Source organism: Pectobacterium hainanensis, from assembly GCF_046237015.1.
Taxonomy (GTDB): domain Bacteria; phylum Pseudomonadota; class Gammaproteobacteria; order Enterobacterales; family Enterobacteriaceae; genus JBJYIN01.
Window position 1 is genome coordinate 59,269 of the sequence record NZ_JBJYIN010000019.1, and the last position, 23,061, is coordinate 82,329.

Annotated in this window: 22 protein-coding genes; 8 read left to right on the plus strand and 14 right to left on the minus strand. The window is 50.1% G+C overall.

Annotated elements, in window-relative coordinates; genetic code table 11:
- The first annotated feature begins 160 nt into the window (after positions 1-160).
- From ACKPVM_RS17275 to fdhE, 6 genes are all read left to right on the plus strand, one after another.
- Entirely contained in the window at positions 161-883 is a 723-nt protein-coding gene (locus ACKPVM_RS17275) for a glutamine amidotransferase (protein ID WP_409311016.1), read from the plus strand.
- A gap of 112 nt (positions 884-995) precedes the next feature.
- Positions 996-1,448 (plus strand): hypothetical protein, encoded by a 453-nt coding sequence (locus ACKPVM_RS17280; protein ID WP_409311018.1) that lies wholly within the window; start codon positions 996-998, stop codon positions 1,446-1,448.
- A gap of 446 nt (positions 1,449-1,894) precedes the next feature.
- Positions 1,895-4,942, plus strand: coding sequence for a formate dehydrogenase-N subunit alpha (fdnG, locus tag ACKPVM_RS17285; protein ID WP_409311020.1), 3,048 nt, complete (start codon positions 1,895-1,897; stop codon positions 4,940-4,942).
- Between the two features lie 12 nt (positions 4,943-4,954).
- A complete protein-coding gene (fdxH, locus tag ACKPVM_RS17290) occupies positions 4,955-5,866 on the plus strand; it encodes a formate dehydrogenase subunit beta (RefSeq protein WP_409311022.1) in 912 nt (303 codons plus the stop codon).
- Positions 5,853-6,488, plus strand: coding sequence for a formate dehydrogenase cytochrome b556 subunit (gene fdoI / locus ACKPVM_RS17295; RefSeq protein ID WP_409311024.1), 636 nt, complete (start codon positions 5,853-5,855; stop codon positions 6,486-6,488). The genes fdxH and fdoI overlap by 14 nt, the downstream gene beginning before the upstream one ends.
- Positions 6,488-7,414, plus strand: coding sequence for a formate dehydrogenase accessory protein FdhE (gene fdhE / locus ACKPVM_RS17300; protein WP_409311026.1), 927 nt, complete (start codon positions 6,488-6,490; stop codon positions 7,412-7,414). The genes fdoI and fdhE overlap by 1 nt, the downstream gene beginning before the upstream one ends.
- Before the next feature lie 69 nt (positions 7,415-7,483).
- On the opposite strand, the gene ACKPVM_RS17305 is transcribed toward fdhE, so the two are convergent.
- Genes ACKPVM_RS17305 through ACKPVM_RS17330 form a run of 6 tightly spaced genes read right to left on the minus strand, consistent with a single transcriptional unit; the run spans position 7,484 to position 13,380 of the window.
- Positions 7,484-7,810 (minus strand): DUF202 domain-containing protein, encoded by a 327-nt coding sequence (locus ACKPVM_RS17305; RefSeq protein WP_409311028.1) that lies wholly within the window; start codon positions 7,808-7,810, stop codon positions 7,484-7,486.
- A 3-nt stretch (positions 7,811-7,813) separates the two neighbouring features.
- Entirely contained in the window at positions 7,814-8,179 is a 366-nt protein-coding gene (locus tag ACKPVM_RS17310) for a YidH family protein (protein WP_409311030.1), read from the minus strand.
- 14 nt (positions 8,180-8,193) lie between these two features.
- Positions 8,194-9,183 (minus strand): MurR/RpiR family transcriptional regulator, encoded by a 990-nt coding sequence (locus tag ACKPVM_RS17315; protein WP_409311032.1) that lies wholly within the window; start codon positions 9,181-9,183, stop codon positions 8,194-8,196.
- Positions 9,180-10,046, minus strand: a complete 867-nt coding sequence (locus ACKPVM_RS17320; RefSeq protein WP_409311034.1) for an aldose epimerase family protein — start codon at positions 10,044-10,046, stop codon at positions 9,180-9,182. Before ACKPVM_RS17320 ends, ACKPVM_RS17315 begins: the two co-directional genes overlap by 4 nt.
- An 11-nt stretch (positions 10,047-10,057) precedes the next feature.
- Positions 10,058-11,818 (minus strand): sulfatase, encoded by a 1,761-nt coding sequence (locus ACKPVM_RS17325; protein WP_409311036.1) that lies wholly within the window; start codon positions 11,816-11,818, stop codon positions 10,058-10,060.
- A 20-nt stretch (positions 11,819-11,838) separates the two neighbouring features.
- Complete coding sequence (locus ACKPVM_RS17330) at positions 11,839-13,380, minus strand: PTS transporter subunit EIIC (protein ID WP_409311037.1); 1,542 nt, start codon at positions 13,378-13,380, stop codon at positions 11,839-11,841.
- Positions 13,381-13,570: 190 nt separating this feature from the next.
- On the opposite strand from ACKPVM_RS17330, the gene ACKPVM_RS17335 reads away from it, so the two are divergent.
- Positions 13,571-14,821, plus strand: coding sequence for an anaerobic sulfatase maturase (locus ACKPVM_RS17335; protein WP_409311039.1), 1,251 nt, complete (start codon positions 13,571-13,573; stop codon positions 14,819-14,821).
- A gap of 62 nt (positions 14,822-14,883) precedes the next feature.
- Here the strand turns inward: ACKPVM_RS17335 and ACKPVM_RS17340 are convergent, their stop codons facing one another.
- The 6 genes from ACKPVM_RS17340 to ACKPVM_RS17365 form a co-directional block, all read right to left on the minus strand.
- Positions 14,884-15,681 (minus strand): glucose 1-dehydrogenase, encoded by a 798-nt coding sequence (locus tag ACKPVM_RS17340; protein WP_409311041.1) that lies wholly within the window; start codon positions 15,679-15,681, stop codon positions 14,884-14,886.
- Between the two features lie 83 nt (positions 15,682-15,764).
- Positions 15,765-16,832 carry an ABC transporter permease gene (locus ACKPVM_RS17345; protein WP_409311042.1) on the minus strand — a complete coding sequence of 356 codons (1,068 nt, stop codon included), beginning with the start codon at positions 16,830-16,832 and terminating at the stop codon, positions 15,765-15,767.
- A gap of 22 nt (positions 16,833-16,854) precedes the next feature.
- Entirely contained in the window at positions 16,855-18,405 is a 1,551-nt protein-coding gene (locus tag ACKPVM_RS17350; protein ID WP_409311044.1) for a sugar ABC transporter ATP-binding protein, read from the minus strand.
- Between the two features lie 9 nt (positions 18,406-18,414).
- Positions 18,415-19,026 (minus strand): DUF2291 family protein, encoded by a 612-nt coding sequence (locus ACKPVM_RS17355; protein WP_409311046.1) that lies wholly within the window; start codon positions 19,024-19,026, stop codon positions 18,415-18,417.
- A 61-nt stretch (positions 19,027-19,087) separates the two neighbouring features.
- A complete protein-coding gene (locus tag ACKPVM_RS17360) occupies positions 19,088-20,023 on the minus strand; it encodes a D-ribose ABC transporter substrate-binding protein (protein ID WP_409311047.1) in 936 nt (311 codons plus the stop codon).
- A gap of 73 nt (positions 20,024-20,096) precedes the next feature.
- Positions 20,097-20,894 carry a GolD/DthD family dehydrogenase gene (locus ACKPVM_RS17365; protein ID WP_409311049.1) on the minus strand — a complete coding sequence of 266 codons (798 nt, stop codon included), beginning with the start codon at positions 20,892-20,894 and terminating at the stop codon, positions 20,097-20,099.
- Between the two features lie 393 nt (positions 20,895-21,287).
- Here ACKPVM_RS17365 and ACKPVM_RS17370 point away from each other — a divergent pair, with 393 nt between their 5' ends.
- Positions 21,288-22,100: a DeoR/GlpR family DNA-binding transcription regulator gene (locus ACKPVM_RS17370; protein ID WP_409311050.1), complete on the plus strand. Its 813-nt coding sequence runs from the start codon at positions 21,288-21,290 to the stop codon at positions 22,098-22,100.
- A 12-nt stretch (positions 22,101-22,112) separates the two neighbouring features.
- On the opposite strand, the gene ACKPVM_RS17375 is transcribed toward ACKPVM_RS17370, so the two are convergent.
- Both ACKPVM_RS17375 and ACKPVM_RS17380 read right to left on the minus strand, forming a co-directional pair.
- A complete protein-coding gene (locus ACKPVM_RS17375; RefSeq protein WP_409311052.1) occupies positions 22,113-22,580 on the minus strand; it encodes a YehS family protein in 468 nt (155 codons plus the stop codon).
- A 148-nt stretch (positions 22,581-22,728) separates the two neighbouring features.
- On the minus strand, positions 22,729-23,034 hold the full coding sequence (locus tag ACKPVM_RS17380; protein ID WP_409311054.1) for a DUF6506 family protein: 306 nt from the start codon (positions 23,032-23,034) through the stop codon (positions 22,729-22,731).
- Positions 23,035-23,061 lie beyond the last annotated feature (27 nt).

The window sequence follows — 23,061 nt, forward strand, 5'->3', positions numbered from 1 at the left end:
TGTCATTATCGCATGATCGATATGGCATGGAATGTTGGGGGGAGCAAAGATGAACTTATTCTGGTTATTTTTCACAGACAGACAATGACAGCATTCTGCGTTGGTGTTACGTTCGGGATGGCATTTTCGTGGCTTTCAGCGTTAGCGGGTTAATTAGAATATGAACAAAAAGACATTGCTGATCATTCAAATGGGGGAACCTCCGGCAGGTATTGCCGCTCAGGTTGGACAGCAGGGGGAATGGTTTACGAGGGCGATCGCAGGGGCGACTGAGAATGTACAAATTGTTCGTCCGGATCGCGGAGACGTACTACCTGCGCTCTCTAAACTGTCGGCGGTCATTATTTCAGGATCATGGTCGATGGTGACGGACAGGCTGGACTGGAGCGAGCTAACAGCCCGCTGGCTACGTGAAGCCTATCAGGCCGATGTTCCTATGTTGGGGGTGTGTTACGGACACCAACTGCTAGCGGATGCTCTGGGAGGTAAAGTCGGAGATAATCCAAACGGTAAAGAGTTGGGAATGTTGAAGGTGACAATCCATCCCGCAGCGGCGACAGATAGTTGGCTGGCGAAGTATCCCAGGGAATTTGATGCTTATTTGACACACCAGCAATCGGTATTGATTCCACCCGAAGGAGCACAAGTGCTGGCTAGCTCTCAGGCCGATGGTTGCCAAATTATTCGCTACAGCGATAACGTGCTGACCGTGCAGTTTCACCCGGAATTTGATGCATCGATTATGCTGGCTTGCCTCAAATATAATGAAGCGGCGTTGCGTCGTAACGGGTGGGATGTCGATCGCTTGATGCAACTGCCGGAAGAACCGGTCTGGGCCCGCCAATTACTGTTGGATTTTGTTCGGCGTTACGTTGAGCGATAAGCATTGTAAAAGACACGATAGCTATCATGTGGGTGGGTCTGTCAGTCGCTGATTTGCAACGGTATACTGTCCGCGCCTATACGATGTTAAAGAGAGACAAGGAGTCCATATTATGTCCGATTATATTGTGCGTTATTTTCCCGCCGATCGTTTTTTTCAGCCAAGTCAGCAGATTGCCGATAAAGCGGCGTTGTTTCTTGAAGCGGTACTGGGAGCGCCAGTGACTTATGATCTGTATGACAAGATGGCCTTTATTGATGGTGGTGAAACGTTTGGCGATATCCATTGCCCTCAATGCGGAAAGAAGCTGGATGTTGAGTGGTGGAGCGATGAAATGTCTGAATCTTATGAAAAATCGCATTTCCATCGGTTGGATATCACTACACCTTGTTGCGGCGTGAATACCACACTCGATCAGCTAAACTATGAATTCCCTGTCTCGTTTGGTCGATTCTTATTAAATGTGGAGAACCCAGATGAGCTGCTTTCAAATAAGCCGGAGCAGTTTGCTGAACTTGAAATATTAGTAGGCGGTAATCTGAGAGAAATTGTCGCCCGTATTTAAGATCTGTCATATGTTATGAGCTGGTATTTTTTATTATTAGCGAATCGCCTATAAATAATATAGAAAACCATCCGTTATAATACGGATGGTTATTAATTGTACTCGTCAAAATATTTTTTCCTCATGTGTTCCCCATCGATGCAATAAAACATACCCGATATTCAATATGTAAAAATATATATAACGAATTGTTAATTTCGTTATTTGCGATTGATAATCAATTTCATTTGATCGGTTTTTTGACGCGATAAATCACTAAAAATGAGTTTATTGTGATTTAAATGTTATGTCGCGGATAAATATTTGAGATTTTGATGTTTCACGGTGATAATGCATAACGTTGTTGTGGATTTTATACGTCACGACCAAAACATCCTTTCAATATAAAAAGAAATAAAAATTCTTTGCGAATTTTAATGTGAGCTATGCGGTATGAGGAGCTTTCCATGCAGGTGAGCAGACGACAATTCTTTAAAATATTTGCGGGCGGCATGGCCGGAACAACAGTGACAGCATTGGGTTTTTCCCCAACGGTTGCACTGGCTGAAACCCGACAATATAAACTCTTGCGTGCTAAAGAAACGCGCAATAACTGCACTTATTGTTCCGTCGGATGCGGTATTTTAATGTACAGCCTTGGCGACGGGGCAAAAAATGCCAAGCCTTCTATCTTCCATATTGAGGGTGATCCTGATCATCCGGTGAGCCGTGGTTCATTATGTCCGAAAGGCGCGGGTCTGATTGATTATATTCATAGCGATCAGCGTCTTAAATATCCGGAATATCGCGCACCCGGTTCGGATAAATGGGAGCGCATCAGTTGGAATGACGCATTCGACCGTATTGCCCGGTTGATGAAAGCCGATCGCGACGCCAATTTTATTGAGAAAAACGCAGCAGGTGTTACGGTTAACCGCTGGTTAACAACCGGGATGCTGTGCTCGTCAGCGGCAAGCAACGAAACCGGCATGCTGGACTTTCGTTTTGCTCGCGCACTGGGTATGTTGGGGATAGACACTCAGGCGCGGTTGTGCCATGCCCCGAGTGTTGCCGCGTTGGCGCCTACCTTTGGCCGCGGTGCCATGACCAACAACTGGGTGGATATTAAGAATGCCAACATTGTATTGGTCATGGGCGGTAACCCGGCGGAAGCGCATCCGGTTGGCTTTAAGTGGGCGGTAGAAGCAAAAATCAAAAACGGGGCCAAACTGATTGTCGTCGATCCCCGTTTTAACCGTACCGCATCGGTAGCTGACTTGTATGCCCCGATCCGAGCGGGAGCGGACATTACCTTTTTGCTTGGCGTGGTTCATTATCTGTTGAGCAATAACAAAGTGCAGATGGAGTATGTGAAGTCATACACCAATGCCAGCCTGCTGATTCGTGAAGATTACCATTTCGACGATGGTATTTTCAGCGGATATGATCCAGAGGCGCGTAAATATGACCGCACCTCATGGCAATATGAACTGGACGAGAATGGTTTTGCCAAACGCGATCTGACCTTGACCGACCCTCGTTGCGTCTGGAATTTGCTCAAACAGCATGTTAGCCGTTATACGCCGGACGTTGTCTCCAATATCTGTGGTACACCGAAAGATGAATTCCTGACGATTTGCGAGCTGTTAGCTTCCACCTGTGTACCCGACAGAACCGCCACCATTCTGTATGCGCTTGGCTGGACGCAGCATACGACGGGATCGCAAATGATCCGTGCAGCGGGCATGATTCAACTGTTGCTGGGTAATATTGGCATGATCGGCGGCGGCATCAATGCCTTACGTGGTCACTCCAACATTCAGGGCTATACCGATCTCGGACTGTTGTCTCTGCGTTTGCCAGGATACATGGATTTACCTTCGGAAAAGCAAACCACGCTACAAGACTATCTGGGGCAAATTACACCCAAAGCGTTGTTACCTGAGCAGGTTAACTACTGGAAAAACACGCCTAAATTCTTTATTAGCCTGATGAAAAGTCTGTATGGCGATAAAGCGCAGAAAGAAAACAATTGGGGTTTTGACTGGTTGCCGAAGTGGGATCAAAGCTATGACGCGCTGAATTATACGCAGCGTATGATCGACGGTAAGGTAAACGGCTATATTGCTCAGGGATTTAACCCGATTGCGGCCTTTGCGGATTCCAACAAAGCGCGTGATGCACTGAAAAAGCTGAAATTTCTGGTCATCATCGATCCGCTGGCGACGGAAACCTCTAATTTCTGGCAGAACCACGGCGAATTAAATGATGTCGATCCTGCTCAAATTCAAACCGAAGTATTCCGCTTGCCGTCTAGCTGTTTTGCGGAAGAAAACGGTTCGATAGTCAATTCCGGGCGCTGGTTACAGTGGCACTATAAAGGTGCGGAACCACCAGCAGAAGCGCTACACGATGGCGTGATCCTGGCGGGGATTTTCCTGCGATTGCGGGAAATGTATGAGAAAGAGGGAGGTGCTAACCCTGAGCCGTTGCTCAATATGGCGTGGAACTACCTGAATCCGGAAGATCCTTCGGCAGAAGAAGTTGCCAGAGAAGGAAATGGCTATGCTCTTGCAGACCTTCATGATGAGCAGGGTAATCTGATTCTGAAAAAAGGACAGTTGCTGTCTGATTTTTCTCAGTTGCGTGATGACGGTACCACAGCGAGTTTTTGTTGGGTGTATGCCGGTTGCTGGACCGAGCAGGGTAACCAGATGGCACGGCGCGATAACGCCGATCCGTCCGGTTTGGGCAGTACGCTCGGTTGGGCATGGGCGTGGCCACAAAATCGCCGCATTCTTTACAATCGTGCCTCTGCCGATGAACAGGGGAAACCGTGGGATCCGAAACGCGTTCTGATCCACTGGGACGGTCAGCGCTGGACGGGGATCGATACGCCGGACTATGGGAATGCCGCGCCGGGCAGCGGTGTCGGCCCCTTTATTTTGCAGGCCGAAGGGCTTGGTCGTCTGTTCAGCATCGATAAAATGACCGACGGTCCGTTCCCGGAACACTATGAGCCGATGGAATCGCCGTTGGCGAAAAACCCACTGCATGAAAATACGCGAGTAAATCCTGTCGCCCGCTTGTATGAACCCGATCGGCTGCGGTTGGGCCATGCGGCGGATTATCCGTATGTTGCCACCACCTATTCGATCACCGAATTATTCCGTCATTGGACAAAACACGCACGTCTGAATGCCATCGTTCAGCCGGAACAGTTTGTCGAGATCGGTGAAGCATTGGCGGAACAAAAAGGAATTCGTGCGGGCGATACGGTGAAGCTCAGTAGTAAACGGGGTTACATCAAGGCTAAGGCGGTTGTGACCAAACGTATCCGCACCCTGATGATTGAGGGGAAACCGGTGGAAACCATCGGCGTACCGTGTCACTGGGGATTTGAAGGCACAACCCAGAAAGGATTTATGGCAAATACGCTGACGCCACATGTGGGGGATGCCAATACGCAGACGCCGGAATACAAGGCGTTTTTAGTGAATCTGGAAAAGGCGTAGCGGAGAACGATTATGGCCATGCAATCACAAGACATTATTCGTCGCTCTGCGACCAATTCCCTGACGCCGCCGCCGCAGGCGCGCGATCATCAGGAACCCGTAGCCAAACTGATAGATGTAACGACCTGTATTGGCTGTAAAGCCTGCCAGGTGGCCTGCTCTGAGTGGAATGATATCCGCGATGAGGTAGGGCATAACGTCGGTGTTTACGATAATCCGACCGATTTAACCGCCAAATCCTGGACGGTGATGCGTTTCTCTGAAGTTGAAGAGAAGGGCAAGCTGGAATGGCTCATCCGTAAGGATGGCTGTATGCACTGTGCCGATCCCGGCTGTCTGAAAGCCTGTCCGGCGGAAGGCGCAATCATTCAGTACGCTAACGGCATTGTCGATTTTCAGTCAGAGCACTGTATCGGCTGTGGTTACTGTATCGCTGGTTGCCCGTTCGATGTGCCGCGCATGAACAAAGAAGATAACCGTGTCTATAAATGTACGCTGTGCGTTGACCGCGTTAGCGTTGGTCAGGAACCTGCCTGTGTGAAAACCTGTCCTACCGGTGCCATTCATTTCGGTACGAAAGCGGATATGAAAAATCTGGCGGCGGAACGAGTTATCGATCTGAACAGCCGCGGCTATGCGAACGCCGGTCTGTACGATCCGGCCGGTGTTGGCGGGACGCACGTGATGTACGTTCTGCATCATGCAGATAAACCGCAGCTTTATCACGGCTTACCGGATAATCCGACCATTAGCCCGACAGTGACTTTCTGGAAAGGCGTCTGGAAACCGCTGGCGGCGATTGGTTTTGCCGCAACCTTTGCGGCCAGCGTCTTCCACTATGTGGGTATCGGCCCGAACCGCGTAGAAGAGGATGAGGAAACCGAAAGCGATCATCATGAGGACAAACACCATGAAAAAGAATAAGCGAATTCAGCGCTACAGTGCGCCGGAGCGTATTAATCACTGGATTGTGGCGTTCTGTTTTGTGTTTGCTGCCATTAGCGGGTTGGGTTTTCTTTTCCCATCGCTTAACTGGTTCATGAATATTCTGGGTACGCCCCAACTGGCGAGGATCCTGCACCCCTTTGTAGGTGTGGTGATGTTTGTGGCTTTTCTGTTAATGTTTTTCCGCTACTGGAAGCATAATCTGATCAACCGTGATGACATTGAATGGGCCAAAAACATTCATAAAATTGCCAGAAATCAGGAAGTCGGCGATACAGGCAGGTATAATTTCGGGCAGAAATGCGTGTTTTGGCTGGCGATTATCAGCCTGCTGCTTTTGGTCGTCAGCGGTATCGTCATGTGGCGGCCCTATTTTGCCGATGCGTTTCCCATTCCGATCATTCGCCTCGCATTGCTGGTGCATTCGCTTGCGGCGGTGGGGTTGATCATCGTTATTATGGTTCACGTTTATGCTGCGCTGTGGGTGAAAGGAACCATTACCGCCATGGTGGAAGGCTGGGTGTCGACATCATGGGCGAAGAAACATCACCCACGCTGGTATCGTGAGCTACAACGTAAACAACAGGAAAAACAACCCTGATGAGTATTCGTATTGTTCCTCAGGAACAGTTAGAAAAAAGTGAGAAATCGGCGTCGGAGGGACATATCCCTCCACTGCTTTTCGCCAATTTGAAAAGCTTGTATAGCAGTCGCTCGGAGCGCCTGCGTCAGCTAGCGGAAGATCATCCGCTGGGAGATTATCTTCTTTTCGCTGCGAACGTCGTGGAGGCGCAGCAGAAAGTGCTGCACGATCACCCGTTGCAGCGTGATCTGAGCGATATATTAAAACAGTCCGGCGTTCGCCCGCCGCTCGATATTGACGTGTTTCCACGAGATGCGCATTGGCATACGTTATTACGTGCGTTGATCGAGGAACTGAAATCGGATGCCAGCGGGCAGGTATTAGCCACGTTGGAAAATCTGGAAAAAATGTCGGAGCAGGCGCTTGAAACGCAGGCCACGGCTTTGTTACATCATGAGTTTAGTGCAGAAAATAATGATAAGGCCCCGTTTATCTGGGCTGCGCTATCGTTGTTTTGGGCTCAGATGGCAAGCCTGCTGCCTGGTAAAGCGCGAGCGATACCCGGTGAGCACCGCCAGTTTTGTCCGGTTTGTGGCAGCATTCCAGTGTCTGGTGTGGTGCAGCTAGGTTCGGCGAGTGGGTTGCGTTATCTGCATTGCAATCTGTGCGAGAGCGAATGGCATATGGTGCGGGTGAAATGCAGCAATTGTGAAGAGTCCAGCGATCTCAACTATTGGTCGCTGGATAGCGAAAACGCCGCTATCAAGGCAGAAAGCTGTGGTCACTGCGGGACTTATCTGAAGCTGCTGTATCAGGAGAAAGATCACCGCGTGGAAGCCGTTGCCGACGATCTGGCTTCGCTGGTACTGGATGTGAAGATGGAAGAAGAAGGTTTTTCTCGCAGTAGCATCAATCCGTTTTTGTTCCCAGAAAGCTCGATCTGATCGTTCGTTTTGTCTAATCGGTGGAGCGTGCTCCACCGCCTTTCTCAGGAATATCGCTATCCAAAGACACTATTGTTGCCACACGCCGCTGAAATGCAGCAATAAAACCAATGCCGTAAGTACAATCGACAGCGTCGTCAGTGCAATCAACCCATGACTGGCGCGCGACAATACCTGTTGGCAATGGGCGTCAAAATGATAACGCGCTACCGCCAGTAACGACATCAGCACCGCCACACACAGTAGTAAAATGGCGCAGGCAAACACCATGCGGCTGCCATCCACCATACTCAGGCGAAAACACAATAAGCTGTTTATTAGCGTGACAAACAGAGTACGTATCCAGGCCATACCCGTTCGCTGAGGCTGTAGCCCCGGATCGCGTGTTGTTTCCATGCGTTAACCGAACAAGATCATGGCAGCAAGCGCAATGGCAATGAGGGTGATCAGTAGCGTCACGATCAGCAGCATTGGCGTGTAGGGCATATCGTTTTCTTGCCGCATGGCTTTCTCGTTGCTGACCCAGCGGCGATAGGCCAGACTGCCGAGTAGCGCGGCACAGACGACAAGGAGTAGTGCTAATCCCTGGCGTACCAGTGGATCGATATGCACGGTAAACTGATCGATACCGACAGCACCGGCTAAAAATGCCAACGCGGTGCGGATCCATGCCAGAAAGGTACGTTCGTTTGCCAATGAAAAACGGTAGTCTGGCGCTTTCCCCTGGCTCCACCACGGGGTTTTGTCCTGCTTGGGGATTGTCATGTTGTTGTCTATTTTTAGGTTGAATGTTGTTTAATGCGTTCTTTGATCAACAGCTCTTTGATTGAAATACTCTGGCTGGCTAACTCTTTAAAGTTATGTTTTGCGATCTCCATGCACAGGAACTCAACCATAAACAGTTGGGAGACGCGCGTGCCGATCGAATCCCCCTGATAGCGCTCGCTTTCGCCGCAGGTTAACAGGACATAGTCCGCCAAGCTCGTCAGCGGCGAATGTGTACTGTGGGTGATGGCGAGTCTGATGGCTTTGGCTTTTTCTGCGAGTTTAAAGGCGTTCACTACTTCCGGCGTTTCGCCTGAGTGTGAGAAGGCGACGACCAGATCGTCGGACTTCAAATTCGCGAGTTTCAACGTCATGGAAAAACGATCGGTAAACGAATCGGAATCGATGCCAAGACGATTCATTTTGTCACGCGCTTCCTGCGCCGACAGGCCGGATGCCCCGAAGCCGATAAACATGATGCGACGGGCAGAGAGAAATAAACTGACGATCTGGTTTACCATCTGCATATCAATCAAATCGATGGTTTCCTTTACCGTTTTGTCTATCGTCATTGCGATTTTCTGGGCGACATCGTGACGCGTATCATTCATTAAAATATCAGGCGTGGTGGGGAGTGACAGATCGCTTTCATCAAACAGTTCGCGGTTTAATGCACTTTTCAGCTCCAGCAGACCAGTATAACCAATATGTTTGCAAAATCGGACGATGGTTGCCTCGCTGACGCCAATCTCCGCCGCGAGTTTCTTGACGGGGAGTTGAGCAACCATACTGGGATTTTGCAGCACATAATTTGCGATAATCTGGTTCGTATCGCTAAGCCCATGTAAGACGTTGGCAATGTAAGTCCGTACTTTTTCTTTATTGATACTCATGGGGGATTCCTGCGTCGCTATCGTGCGCAATAGTTGCTGCGTCCGAACCACGCTTGTCGAACGGATTGCAAATAATCCCCGTATCTTACCTTGCTCTTCCTTATCCGTCATTCGCCTGCCCGTATGGCGAAATTAAAACCGCATTCAAAGCGGTTTCCAGACTCAAGCAACACGATCCCACGTTTATGCTGCCATTCTCCTGTCGCATCGGGTGCATCGGTTGTGCCAAAAAGGGGCTCGATACACAGTAAATCCGATCCCGGCTCCGACCAGAGCGCAAGCCAGGGATGTAAACCGGTGTGGAATTGGAGTGTGTTGATCCCCGTTGGGGAAATGACTTCGATAGTCTGGTGTTCTGCCTGGCTGAAATAAATCGCCCCCTGCGCGAAGGTCTCGGGGGTTAATACCAAGCTGCCTGCAACAGGAGCCGACTCTTCGTGGCTAACGACGAGCGTTCTCTGATAGGTGGGCCAGGGGCCTTTGCAGCGCGTAGACGAGAAGCGTACTTGCCAGCCTGATTCATGACCAATAGGGATCGCAAACCCGGGGTGTGAACCCAGTGAAAACCAGAACGGTTGGTTATCGGTATTGCACAATTGATAGTGAACCAGAACGCGATTGCCCTCCAGTTGGTAATTCACATCCAACTGCCAGTCGAAAGGCCACATGGCACGCGTTTCTGGTGTTTGACGACAGCGCAGATGCAGATGCGCTTGGTGGTGTGCTACCACCGTAAAATCTTGATGCCGCAAAAAACCGTGCGCGGGTAGCGGCCAGTGCTGGCCGTTATGATACATCCCGCGATGAACAAGTTGCCCGACAACAGGAAACAGTAGGGGAGCGGTGCTCTGCCAGCCGGTATCGCCGGGCTGCCAGAGCCACTCCCGATTCGCATCCTGTAAGCTCTGCATTTCTGCGCCTTTGGGATGGACTTTCAGCGCAAGAAGCGCATTACTCAGTGTCAGCGTATCCATCAGTTTCCCGGTTAATCAATGCGCAGTAATAAACGGGCCTGATAGACCAGCTCAGGCTTTTTCTCTTCAGGGAACACTGCCTCAATCATGAGGAAGATATCCTGCTCTTGCAGCATTGGCGTCTGGTGGACGGTTTGCAGCAAAGCGGTGAGTGAGATATCCGCCGCTTTCCCGGCATTAATCAGCAGGCGCAGGGCTTCATAAACACCGCGATGTTCACAGTCGACACCTGTACCCGCCAATTCGGGATAGTGCTGATAGCGTGCCAGATCTTTCTGTTCCTGCTCGGCGCTCAGCGTGTCGAGGCTGAAGCGCGAGTAAAGCTCTGGCGGTGCATCATTGTCCTTGAAGAGTGCGGCGATTTGCTGGGCGTAGGTCATGGCACGCGGCGGATCCTGCAATGTGTGCTTTTGTCCGGGATCGTCAACAACATTGAACAGCTTGTCGCCATAGCGATAGGCATTGAGGTAGCCGAAGGTCGCAGGGATTTTCATGACCTGTGCGCCCTGAGTGAAATCAAACCCAGGGTGCAAGGTCATATGCTGAAAATCACTGAGCGCAAATGCACTGTCGATACGGGTTGGCATCAAGGTGTATTCAAACAGATCGGTCTTATCGCTATGCCGTGGGCTGCGCATGTAGACGTACTGTCCATCGGTGATATTGACGTGCCCGCCAAAGTATCCGTACAGCGCGGTATCGCGGATCGGCGTATCGTTTTCAATCGCCGGGCGCAATGATTTACCGTGCATGGTTGGCGGTATCGGCACATTGAAGTAATCAAGCAGCGTCGCAGGAATATCAATAGTTTGGGCTAATGCCTGACGCCGAACGCCATGAATGCCGCTGCGAGGATCGCGGATAAAGAACGGGGTGTTGGCGATTTCGTTATACACCGGCATGATGTTCTTGCCCCACCAGTGATGCTCGCCAAGCAAGAAACCATGGTCGGTACAGACAATAAATAGGGTGTCATCCCATAGTCCATTCTCTTTGAGATTGTCCATCACCTGTCCGAGGTAATCATCACACATGGTGATCAATGCCTGATAAAACTTCTTCACTTTTTCCGCATGCTCAGGGCTTTCCGTCGCGCAGTAGTATGGTGTCCAGCCGTTGAAGTCCTCGGCTTTGCAGCCGTACATGGCAAGGTATTTTTCAGGAACAAAGAAGGGTTCATGCGGATCAAAACACTCAATTTGCAAGAACCAGTTATCGTCATCCTTATTGCTATTGATGAAATCTAACCCTGCACGGATGGTTCGCTCGGTATAGTGTTCTTTTTGGGTCGGCATCGCGGCGCGATTGATGAAATCTTGCGTGATGCGCTTGGTTCTGCGCTGTCGGGTATTCTCATCCTCCATTCCCTGATAGTGGATAGCAGGCTTGGCGACTTTGCCCTGCCAGCAGTCGCCTTCCTGACCACGGATAAATTCGAAGGTGGAGTAGCGGGTGTGGTAGGTTGCCCCACCATCACGCCAGTAGTGTTTGTGATCGGTCACCATATGGGTGTGGATGCCGCGTTTATCCAGTGCTTGCGGCATGGAGAAATCAAAGGGCTCCAGCGGCCCCCAGCTGCGGTGCAGGAAGTTATACCGGCCGGTGTGCAGTTCGCGCCGGGCTGGCATACAGGGCATGCTGCCAACATAAAAGTTATCGAATTGAACCGACTCTTTTGCCAAACGGGTAAAGTTGGGCGTAATGGCCCCCCCGCCATACGGCGAGAGGTGATTACGAGTCAGTGTATCGAACATCAACATTACAGCTTTCATTTTCTTGTCCTTGCCAACCGCTAGAGGGAAACCAACTCTTCAACTTCGTTTTTAATCAATGTGACATGAGGGCCGTAGACGATCTGGACGCCTTGTCCGCGAACAAATGCTCCCCGGCTGCCAAGCGCCTTAAAATCCTCTGGGTTCACAATGGCTGGATCTTTAACGGTAATGCGGAGGCGAGTGGCGCAACAATCCACATCGACAATGTTTTCTTTTCCCCCCAGGGCGGTCACGATACCTTGCGCACGCTCTGTCCCCGTCAGCGCCGGTGATGTACTGCTGTCGACCGTTTCGTCTTCACGACCGGGCGTTTTCAATTGACGTAACTGGATCAGGAAGCGGAACGAGCAGTAGTAAAGGGTAAACATCACTGCGCCCAGCGGGAGCATTAACACCCAATTGGTTTTGGCATTACCTTGCAAGACACCGAATAACAGGAAGTCGATCAATCCGCCTGAGAACGTTTGCCCTACGGTGATTTCAAGGACATGCGCCAACATAAAGGCGACGCCGGTCAAGACGATATGCACCAGATACAGCAGCGGGGCGCAAAACATGAAGGCAAATTCGAGCGGTTCGGTAATACCGGTAACGAAAGCGGTGAGAGCGGCGGACAGCAGTAATCCGGCGACTTTTCCACGATTTTCTGGTTTGGCACAATGGTAGATAGCCAGCGCCGCGCCGGGCAGACCGAACATGAAATCAGCGAAGCGGCCAGCCATAAAACGGGACACGCCAATGTAATACTGTGTGACGCTGGGATCGGCCAACTGTGCGAAAAATATTTTTTGCGTGCCCTGAACCAGCGTGCCATTCACCATCTGCTCGCCGCCGATGCTGGTCAGCCAGAATGGCAAATAGAAGATATGGTGCAGCCCGAATGGGATAAGGCATTTGAGGATCATGCCGTAGAAGAAGGTACCGATGTATCCCGTCTTTTCTACCAGACCACCTAAATGAGAGATGCCGCTCTGAATGGGAGGCCAAACGTAGAATAGCAACACGCCAAGGAATAAGGCCGCGAATGACGCCACGATGGGCACAAATCGGGAACCGCTAAAGAATGCCAATAGCTCTGGCAGCGCGATTTTGTTGTAGCGCCCATGCAACCAGGCGGTGAGCAACCCGCTGAGAATGCCGCCAAGTACGCCAGTTTGCAGTGTCGTGATGCCGAGGATGACGGCTTGCCCATGTGCCGCGAGATTATCGGTTGCCAGCGTGTGCGTGATCACCAGCATGGCGTTAATCGCTTTGTTCATCACCAGAAAGGAGAGAACGGCTGCCAGTCCGGCGGTCCCCCGATCGGTGCTGGTCATCCCGACCGCAATACCAACGGCAAACAACAGCGGTAGGTTATCAAACACGGCGCTGCCGCACAGTTTCATGAGGATGAAAATGGCCTGCAAGACGCTGTTATTCAGAAAGGCGTAGGTTTCGATAGTGATTGGGTTGGAGAACACGCCGCCAATACCCAGCAGGAGACCCGCTGCGGGTAAGACGGCAATGGGTAACATAAACGATTTACCCAACTTTTGTGCGCCGGAGAAAAGACTGTTCATGATAGAACCCCTGGTGTTGTGAACTGCCTAAGAAGTAAAAATTTCATTTATTTTGTTGTTTGGTGAAATTATTATTTCCATTATTTTCTAATACTGTCAATATCAGATATCCAGAGGGTGATCATGGTCACTTTTCCGATGCAGGGGGGCTGACCGTCATCCGCACAGACACGACTTGATGGGAGGTAAGATGAAGCAACCTTTTCACCTGATGGCGAAGCCCACCAGCTATCAGTGTAATCTTGCTTGTGACTATTGCTTCTATCTTGAGAAAGAACAGGGGACGCTTAAACCGGCGAAATCAAGCCGCCATATGGATGACAATATTCTGCGGCAGTACGTGCAGCAGTACATTGCGTCGAACCCCGCTGATGAGGTCGAATTTACCTGGCAGGGGGGAGAACCCACGATGGCCGGGCTGGATTTTTATCGGCGCGCGTTGTCCTACCAGCGGCAATACGCGAATGGAAAAACCATCCGCAACAGCATGCAAACAAACGGCGTGTTGCTTGACGAAGCATGGGCTGCGTTTCTGGCGGAGAATCAGTTTCTGGTTGGGGTATCGATAGATGGGCCAAAATGGCTGCACGATCGCTATCGTGTCACGCACAGTGGAAAATCGGTTTTTGATCGGGTCATTGAGGCCGTCACGCTACTGAAACAGTATCGGGTTGAGTTTAATCTGCTAACGGTAGTGAACAATGAAACGGCGCAGGCTCCTCTGGAGATCTACCGCTTTCTGACTCAGGATCTGGGAGCACAGCATGTTCAATTTATCCCCGCGGTGGAACAGCGCGAGGTCAACCATGCATTTGGCGAGTTGATTCACCCTCAAACGCTGTCCAATACGCAGGTGACACCGTGGTCAGTGAGTGGTGAAGCCTACGGCCAATTCATGAACACGATTTTTGACTACTGGATTCGCCACGATGTTGGGCGGGTTTTTGTGCAGCTCTTTGATAATGCGCTTGCCGCGTGGGCAGGGGATAAGCCCAGTCTCTGTGTTATGCAAGCGACCTGTGGTACCGGGCTTGTGGTTGAGATGAATGGCGATATTTATAGCTGCGATCACTTTGTCTACCCGGAACACCGGCTGGGTAATCTCACCACCGATCGTCTGGATAAGCTGGTCAGTAGCAAACAACAACGCCAGTTTGGCATGGCCAAGGCTAATTTATCGCCAGCCTGCCAGCGCTGTGAATACCGTTTTGCCTGTCACGGGGGATGTCCCAAACACCGTATTCATCGTGTCGATAAACATTGGCATAATCATCTTTGTGCGGGTTATAAGGCTATTTTCGGCCATATTGATCCCTACATGCGTTATATGGCGCTTCAACTTCAGCAGCATCAACCTCCTGCAAACGTGATGGATGTCGCGGCGTTTATCGCAGCAAAGCAGCAGGCGTCTCATGATGTCACGCCGTCGGCCAAGGGCTAAGCTCGCGCAGTCAAGGCCGACATGATTTGGCAATAGATAGCTGCATATTCTCAGAAGCCGACTCAGGACATGATTAATCCACCATCCACATTAATGGTCTGGCCGGTGATATAACGGGCATCATCGGAGGCTAGAAAAGCGACCAGTCCAGCGACATCTTCTGGCACACCTGCACGTTTGAGGGGAATTCCCTGCACCCACTCCGCCATTAACTCCCCTTTGCGATAATTTTTATTTTCCGTACTGAGAATTTTGCCCCAGACGCGATCGTTGTAATCCCACATTTCACTTTCGATAATACCGGGGCAGAAGGCATTGACCGTGATATTCCACGGTGCCAGTTCGTGTGCCAGACTCTGCGTGATACCAATCACCCCCATCTTGCTGGCGGCGTAGTGGGGCGTATAAATAAAACCCTGCCGTCCTTGTCCTGATGAGGTGTTAATCAGACTACCGCTATGTTGTTTCACCATGATTTTGGCTGCTTCACGGCAACATAACCATACACCCGTGGTGTTAACCGCCAGCACTTTCTCAAAATCGACTTTGGGCATGCTATCGAAGTAATCGATAGTGATGACACCTGCATTCTGGATGGAGACATCCACGCGACCAAATTTATCAACGGCCTGCTGGTATAACGACTGCACCTGTTCTTCATCGGTGACATCAATCTGACGCGCAAGGATGGCGACACCATATTGCGATTCGAGTTTTTCCGCTGTTTCAAAGATACGCTCTGAGTTGGACACCATGACAAGATTGGCGCCCTCACGAGCGAATCGTTCGGCAATACCCGCACCAATACCACGGCAGGCACCGGTAATGACCACCGTCTTTTCTGTAAAATCGTGCTTCATAGTCTATAGCTCCTCATTGATCTCGTTGATACCCCATTGCCTGCGTCAGGAACGGTGAACACGGCTACACGCGATGACTATCTTTAACTATGATTCACCCCGGAGAGTGGGGCGACGGCCTGTTTTTGTTCATGACGACGCATTAACACCACTTTGTTTTGCAAACGCTGTTGGAACTGGTCGATGACGACAGCGGTAACGATAACGACGCCTTTTATAACCATTTGCCAGAAATCGCTCACGCCCATCATCACCATGCCATCGGCAAGAAAAACAATCACAAACGCACCAATAATCGATCCGGATACGCGTCCTCTCCCGCCTGCTAATGCGGTGCCGCCGAGCACGGTCGCGCCAATGGCATCCATCTCAAACATATTGCCAGTCATAGGATGAGCGGTTTGCAATTGTGAGGCGACAATCAGCCCGACCAGTGCGGCGCATAAGCCTGAGAACGCGTAGACAAATACTTTGACTTTAATGATGGGGACGCCCGCCAGACGTGCGGCAGACTCGTTACCGCCGATGGCGTAGATATAGCGACCCAGTGGGGTTTTGTGTGTCAGGTATAAACCAAGCAGCAGAAAACCGAGCATCAGCCAAATCGGTAAATAAACGCCCAGTACGCTTCCAGAACCCAATATTGAAAAACCGGTATTGCCCAGTTCTGGCATACCGATAAGATTGGCGTAAGTGCTACCGTCGTTAAACAAGAGTGCGGTGCCGCGAGCGACATACATCATGCCAAGCGTACAGATGAACGGCGCAACGCCAAGACGAGTAATCACCGCGCCATTAATCAGACCGACGACGATGCCAAACAGCGCCACGACGAGAATGACTTCGGGAACGTTGAGAAATAAAATGCGATCGCCCCATAGTGGAATGCCGTTGGCCAGCAGCGCGCCAGCGACCATTCCACAGATGCCAGCGACGGCACCGACGGAAAGATCAATACCGCCTGTCAGGATCACCAACGTCATGCCAATGGCTAATAGCCCGGTAATCGCGACGTGTTGCGTCATGATTAACAAGTTGGAAGGTGTGAGAAAATTAGGCACCATGACGCTGAAAAAAACGATAACGATGAGTAAGGCAATAAACGTTCGCGCCTTGAGTAGATACATATAGAAAAGATACTTTTTATTCATGTTTATATCCTCAACGCAGGGTCTACTCGTGTGGTGCCGATGCGCGAATAAGCGTTTCGCGGTCAACGCTGGCGCGTGGAATATCTGCGGTAATTTTGCCGTTGGCCATCACCAGAATGCGATCGGACAGCGCGATGACTTCATCCAGTTCGGAAGATGAAAACATCACTGCCAGTCCGTCTTGTGCCATTGCGCCAATCAGGTGGTAGACATCGGTTTTAGCGCCGACATCAATGCCACGCGTCGGTTCATCCAGCAGTACAACCTCGGGGCTGGTCATGAGAGCCTTGCCTAAGACCACCTTTTGCTGATTGCCGCCGCTGAGTGAAGTGATGGGGAGATCGGCGTCACTGACTTTTATTGCCAGTCGGCCAATCATGTCGTTGACATTTTGTGTTTCCTGGCGCGGTCTCAAGGGCGTGGCTGCTCGTCGGAAACCGCGCAGACTAAGGCGTGACAGCGTCATGTTGGTTTTGACCGACATCAGTTGCACCACCCCTTCGCTTTGCCGATCTTCGGGCACCAGCGCAATGCCTTTTTTCAACCGATACTGGAAATGACGTTTGTCGAGACACTCGCCATTTAGCGTGATGCTGCCGGACTGGCAGGGCAACAGGCCAATCAATCCTTTAAATAACTCGGTACGTCCTGCCCCGAGTAATCCATAAATGCCAATGACTTCACCTTTACGCAGCGAAAAGCTCACGTCATTTAGTGTGTAGCCACCGTTCTGATGCAGAGCGGTTAGCCCAACGACGTCCAGAACGGTTTCTCTCTGTTGTGCGGGTTGATAGTCGAAGTGTTTTTTCTTATCGCCGACCATCTGTTCAATAATCCAGGGAATGCTTGCATCATGAACTTCTCGTTCGCTGATAAAACGACCATCGCGAAAAATGGTGATGTGGTCGCCGATTGCCATCAGTTCTTCGAGCCGATGGGAGATATAAATCATGGTCACGCCGCGACGTTTAAGCTGTTCAATAACGTTAAACAGCACCTTTACTTCTGATTGGCTAAGTGCCGAGGTGGGCTCATCCATGATGAGCACTCGCGTGTCCTTTGATAGCGCACGAGCGATTTCCACCAGTTGTTGATGACCAATCGCCAGCTCAGCCAGTGGCGTCATCGGATCAATATCCAGTTCTAACCGCTCAAGTAGCGCTTTCGCCAATTGATATTGGTAAGCCTCGTTGATTCGCCCTCGTTGGAAAAACTCATTACCAATAAAAATGTTGTCCATCACGTTCATGTTGGGGAACAGATTCAATTCCTGAAAAATGATGCTGATCCCCATTTTTTCTGCCTGGTGTGTGGAACTGAACGTCACTGGCTTGCCATCAAGTAAAATCTGGCCAGAGGAGGGTGATTCCACCCCAGCCAGCAGTTTCATCATGGTCGATTTGCCTGCGCCGTTTTCGCCGATCAATACGTTCACTTTATTACGGTAGACTCGATAATTAACGGCTTCGAGCGCGGTCACTCCAGGATAAAGGCGTGAGACATTCTGGGTTTCAATAATGATCGGTGATAATGGCGGCGAGTTGTTTTGTGCAGTCGTGTTCATCTGTGCCATCTCGACTCCTCACGGTAAAGTGATACGTGCTGGCGTGATATCTGGTAGCGTTTCTGGCACGTCCCAAGCGCTGAATACACCGTATATATCAACGTTATCTCCGGGTTTTAGCGTGATTTTTTGTATATCAGCAGAGGCCAGATCGTTAATGGCTCGCCCGTAATCACCGAACTGCACCTGATCGTTGAAATCCTGATAACTCAACCCTTTATAAGCATCCCGTAGCGCCATTCCACGGATAATGGGCCCTATCTGTACCACGACGTCTTTTCCGCTAATGTCCTTAATTGTGATTTTCCCACTTCTCGATGTCGTGTTTACCTCCGTCACGCTGCCGGTAACATGAACGGAAAATACGCAAGGGTTCTCTTCCTGTGTCCGGTAACCATATTGTTGGCAGAGTGCAGAAAAATCGTTGGATGCGGTAAAACGTTGGGTGAGTTCTGCTACGGGTTTTGCTTCGGACACGATCTGAGGCACAATTTTTTGCTGCCAGGCAGATTCCACCTGACTGACGTGTGAGGCGGTAGGGTTTTTTAGTTCAGCCAACTCCTGTTGTGACACAATCCGGCACCCTGCAAGGGTGAATACGGCAACCATAGGCCAAATGCGGCTGGGCATGGTTCTCTCCTTTTGTGCCCCTTGCTAGGGGGCACTATCGTCCGGGAATAAAAGCGGGTCATTAAGATTGGTAATTGAAATCCTGCACCTTAGTGGCATTGCTTTGATCGATGAGAATTCCGCGGAACATCACACGCTGTTTTTCAGGTTTAATGCCTTTTTGCAGGAAATTATCCAGATCGCTGACACCCTGTGCGGCGATGGCCTGAGCTTGTAACATGACGGTCGCTTTCAGCGAGCCTGCTTTCACCGCGTCGCGTTCGTCGTTACTGCCGTCAATTCCAACGACCACAACATCATTTCGACCAGCGGCTTTCAACGCTGCAATCGCGCCCAGCGCCACGGGGCCGTTACCACAGATCACGCCTTTGACGTCAGGATGAGCCTGAAGGATGCTGTCCATAATGCGTTTACCATCAAGCAAGGTGCCTTTGGCATCTTGCCGTGCAATGCTTTGCATATCGGTGTACTGATCGATGACTTGATGAAAGGATTTGGAGCGGGTGACACAGTTGTTGTCAGCGAGGTTGCAGGTTAATTCGGCATATTTCCCTTTCTCTCCCATTTGCTCGACAAAGCGGTTTGCCACTTCGGAACCTGCCTGAAAGTTGTTATGGGTAATTTGTACCAGAGCGACGTCGTCAACGGGGATCTCACGGTTAATCAACACGACGGGAATACCGGCGTTTTGGGCTTTCCTGATTGCCGCTACGCTGGCGGTGGAATCCGCGTTGTCGAGCACGATACCTTGTACTTTTTGACCAATAGCGGCATCGATCAGCTCACTTTGTTTCTTCACATCCTCGCCGTGTGATAATACGGTGGTTTTGTAGCCGAGAGACTGCGCTTTCAAATTTGCGCCTTTGGCTTCAGCGGCGTAGTAAGGATTGTCCAGTGAGTTAACCATAATCATGATTGTGCCTTTCTCCGCAGACCAGGTGGCTGAAGAGAAAGTACAGGCGGTGGCGAAAGCTAACAGCATTAAATGTTTTTTCATGGTGATGTTCTCGCTATAGGTAGGGCTTACGGTGTGTACGGATCGGTGGCTTTCCTCTGGTGTTGATCTGGCGTTACCAAATCGTGAAACCACCGTCGATCATCAGGTCGGCACCGGTGATCATGTCACTGCCATTGCTAGCAAAAAACAGGACAGCGGCGGCGATTTCATCGGTATAAGCGAAGCGTCCCAGCGGGATCAGTTTTTTCATGGCTTCCCCTTTTTCACCACGCCAGGCTTTTTCCCCCATAGGGGTCAATACAACCGTGGGGGAAAGGGTATTGACGTTAATTCTGTGCGGTGCAAACTCTTTGGCCATGACTTTGGTCATGCCTAACAGGCCCGCTTTAGCAGAGGTGTAAGCCACATGGTTATCGATAGCGATAGACGCGGCCTGAGAGGCAATATTAATAATTTTCCCGCCGTTCCCTGACTTAATCATCCGTTTTGCCGCCGCTTGTGAGCACAAAAAGGGGCCGGTCAGGTTTACGGCAATCTGTTTTTGCCATTCGGCGAACTCGGTGTCCAGCACGGGTTGCAACATCACGTAGCCTGCGCAATTCACCAGAATGTCTATCTGGCCAAAATGCGTTTCTACCTCAATGAATGCCTGTTCTACCGACTGAGGATCGCTAACATCACACTGCACAAACTGAACGCGGGAAGGATCGAATTGGCTGGCAACGTCGGCGACTTTGTTTTGTTCGAACGCCGGATATAGCAAGGCAAGGCGCGCCCCTTTTTTTAGCAACATCTCGTTGCTGGCCATGGCGATCCCCCCGAGGCCGCCAGTGACGACAGCAACTTTCCCTTCAAGGGTGAAATCCGTATCTACGCCATAGCGCAGATTGACGTCATATTCATTACTCATTCCTCCGTCTCCTTATAAAAACAGTGTGTCGTTCCGCATGGCGTCATGCGTGGGCAGAGCGTCAGTATCAATGCAAAATAAGGACAGCCTTGGTTTTCAAACAAAAATATACACTACCGTTTTGTAATTCATTGTGGGGTAGATCAAATTTCGAACAAAAGTGAATGATTTGTTATAATGTGTTAATTTTTAATGGATTTATAGTTTGTGTTTTTATTGGATATGGATAAATTTTGATAAAAAGCGTTGTAAATCAATTGTCATTTAAAAATGATATTTTCGAATGAAAATGTTGATTGTTATCACCGTACTCGCATTACCTTAGTCCCGGCGGTAAGATTTAACGCAATAACCGTGCTTTTTCGCATTAGGCTGGTAAAGGGAGTGTTTCGATTGAAAAGCAAAAGTGAGCAATTAGCGGATATGCGACAGCGGCGTGAGAAGATCCTTGAGATGATCCGTGAAGATGGCACTGTCACAGTGAAAATGCTTACAGAGACATTTGATCTGACCGAAGCGACGATTAGAAGTGATTTGCGGATGTTACAAAAAGAGGGCGTTGTACAGCGTTACCATGGCGGTGCCACGCTGGTGACGGGCAGGCAAAATACGCATGCCTTGATGCTTGAGCGGCAAATTAATCTGGATGAAAAAGAGGCCATTGGGCGAGTCGCCGCGCAGCACATCGAAAATGGCGATACGGTTATTTTGGATTCTGGGACGACCACGACGGCGATCGCCAATCACCTTAATCATATTCGCAAACTTTCAGTGATCACGACGTCCGTGAATATTGCGCTGAAGTTGGGTGCGGAGCCGGGAATTAATATTCTGTTAACCGGCGGAACGTTTAAGTTTCCCACATTATCGACGTCTGGCGAGAAAGCCGCCCGTTTTTTTGAAAACGTCCTGGCGGAAAAACTGTTTCTTGCGACTGCCTGCATCTCTCCACGTCATGGATTAAGCTTTCCAAGCGAAACCGATATTAAGGTGAAAAGCGCGATGATGAAATCGGCGCGTACTGTTTACGTGGTGGCGGATTCCAGCAAGATAGACAAGGTGTCAATGTTTGCATTGCCCGCAGACTGGAGCGACATTCATTATCTGATTACCGATAGTGGTATTTCTCCGGCTGCTATTCTGGCGTTTGAAGCGCTGGGTGTCAGGGTGTTAGTGGCTGAAAAGGAAAGCGGATCAGCCACCTGATATCTGTAACGCTTACTTGTTTTTACGCACTCTTGCGGTTAACCCTTTTAAAAAATAGCGTAAGATTTGGTCGCCACAGGTTCGGTAGTTTTTGTGATCCGGCGAGCGCATCATGGCCGTCACTTCGGGCTGTGATACCCTGAAATTCTGCTCGGTCAGGATTTCCTGAATGTCCGAGGTTTTCAGAGAGAAGGCGATACGCAGCTTTTTCAGGATGATGTTATTGGTTATTTTGCGTTCGACCTGTAAGGCTGGCTGATTGTCGTCCTGCCCACGTTTTTGCAGAATCAAGCCGTTGAGAAAATAACTCATCACAATATCGGGGCAGGGTTGATAGCCGGATTCCTCTTCTTTTTTTACATAGCTGGCTAATTGCTGAAGGGGCACGGTCATTTCTACTAACGCCAGAATTGACACCAGGTGATCATTATTTAAATTCAGCATATAGCGTACGCTGCGCAGTACGTCGTTATTCATCATTACGGTTTTTTTCTCGCCGTTCGTCTTTGTATGGAGCGCATTATAAAGGGAACGGCAGAGAAATGCAGAGATGATCTACGTCTAAAGAAATGGCATCCTGCCGATAAACGTTTGCTCACTCTGCTGGTTTAGTGACGTACAGAAAGGATTACTGAAAAAGGGTATCGCCGCTCTGGTGGTGTAACCCTGGATGATTATCGAAACGTACCACACCAACGACGGCTTGTCCTTCGACGGCCTGATTGACTGCTGCAACGCCGTTAATACCAAAACCGCCGCATAGTTCGATTGCGATAATACCTTGTCTGACTAACTGTTGAGCCAGAACGCAGGCTGCTTGGTAGCTGTTTACCGCATAAGTGGTGACGCTAACGCTGTCGGTATTGACTTCACTATGGTGTATCTGCGGATTTCCTTCGGATGATAAGAAAATAAAAGCGGCTTTAAGTTGCATATTCACTCCTATTGCATGAATAACCTT

What these genes read in the sequence shown, in the direction of transcription:
- ACKPVM_RS17340 (WP_409311041.1), bottom strand. Translation starts at nt 15,681, where the DNA reads ATGAAGCACGATTTTACAGAAAAGACGGTGGTCATTACCGGTGCCTGC.
- fdoI (WP_409311024.1), top strand. Translation starts at nt 5,853, where the DNA reads ATGAAAAAGAATAAGCGAATTCAGCGCTACAGTGCGCCGGAGCGTATT.
- fdhE (WP_409311026.1), top strand. Translation starts at nt 6,488, where the DNA reads ATGAGTATTCGTATTGTTCCTCAGGAACAGTTAGAAAAAAGTGAGAAA.
- ACKPVM_RS17280 (WP_409311018.1), top strand. Translation starts at nt 996, where the DNA reads ATGTCCGATTATATTGTGCGTTATTTTCCCGCCGATCGTTTTTTTCAG.
- ACKPVM_RS17275 (WP_409311016.1), top strand. Translation starts at nt 161, where the DNA reads ATGAACAAAAAGACATTGCTGATCATTCAAATGGGGGAACCTCCGGCA.
- ACKPVM_RS17375 (WP_409311052.1), bottom strand. Translation starts at nt 22,580, where the DNA reads ATGATGAATAACGACGTACTGCGCAGCGTACGCTATATGCTGAATTTA.
- ACKPVM_RS17330 (WP_409311037.1), bottom strand. Translation starts at nt 13,380, where the DNA reads ATGAACAGTCTTTTCTCCGGCGCACAAAAGTTGGGTAAATCGTTTATG.
- ACKPVM_RS17365 (WP_409311049.1), bottom strand. Translation starts at nt 20,894, where the DNA reads ATGAGTAATGAATATGACGTCAATCTGCGCTATGGCGTAGATACGGAT.
- fdnG (WP_409311020.1), top strand. Translation starts at nt 1,895, where the DNA reads ATGCAGGTGAGCAGACGACAATTCTTTAAAATATTTGCGGGCGGCATG.
- ACKPVM_RS17320 (WP_409311034.1), bottom strand. Translation starts at nt 10,046, where the DNA reads ATGGATACGCTGACACTGAGTAATGCGCTTCTTGCGCTGAAAGTCCAT.
- ACKPVM_RS17355 (WP_409311046.1), bottom strand. Translation starts at nt 19,026, where the DNA reads ATGCCCAGCCGCATTTGGCCTATGGTTGCCGTATTCACCCTTGCAGGG.
- ACKPVM_RS17380 (WP_409311054.1), bottom strand. Translation starts at nt 23,034, where the DNA reads ATGCAACTTAAAGCCGCTTTTATTTTCTTATCATCCGAAGGAAATCCG.
- ACKPVM_RS17335 (WP_409311039.1), top strand. Translation starts at nt 13,571, where the DNA reads ATGAAGCAACCTTTTCACCTGATGGCGAAGCCCACCAGCTATCAGTGT.
- ACKPVM_RS17325 (WP_409311036.1), bottom strand. Translation starts at nt 11,818, where the DNA reads ATGAAAGCTGTAATGTTGATGTTCGATACACTGACTCGTAATCACCTC.
- ACKPVM_RS17360 (WP_409311047.1), bottom strand. Translation starts at nt 20,023, where the DNA reads ATGAAAAAACATTTAATGCTGTTAGCTTTCGCCACCGCCTGTACTTTC.
- ACKPVM_RS17315 (WP_409311032.1), bottom strand. Translation starts at nt 9,183, where the DNA reads ATGACGGATAAGGAAGAGCAAGGTAAGATACGGGGATTATTTGCAATC.
- fdxH (WP_409311022.1), top strand. Translation starts at nt 4,955, where the DNA reads ATGGCCATGCAATCACAAGACATTATTCGTCGCTCTGCGACCAATTCC.
- ACKPVM_RS17305 (WP_409311028.1), bottom strand. Translation starts at nt 7,810, where the DNA reads ATGGAAACAACACGCGATCCGGGGCTACAGCCTCAGCGAACGGGTATG.
- ACKPVM_RS17345 (WP_409311042.1), bottom strand. Translation starts at nt 16,832, where the DNA reads ATGAATAAAAAGTATCTTTTCTATATGTATCTACTCAAGGCGCGAACG.
- ACKPVM_RS17350 (WP_409311044.1), bottom strand. Translation starts at nt 18,405, where the DNA reads ATGGCACAGATGAACACGACTGCACAAAACAACTCGCCGCCATTATCA.
- ACKPVM_RS17310 (WP_409311030.1), bottom strand. Translation starts at nt 8,179, where the DNA reads ATGACAATCCCCAAGCAGGACAAAACCCCGTGGTGGAGCCAGGGGAAA.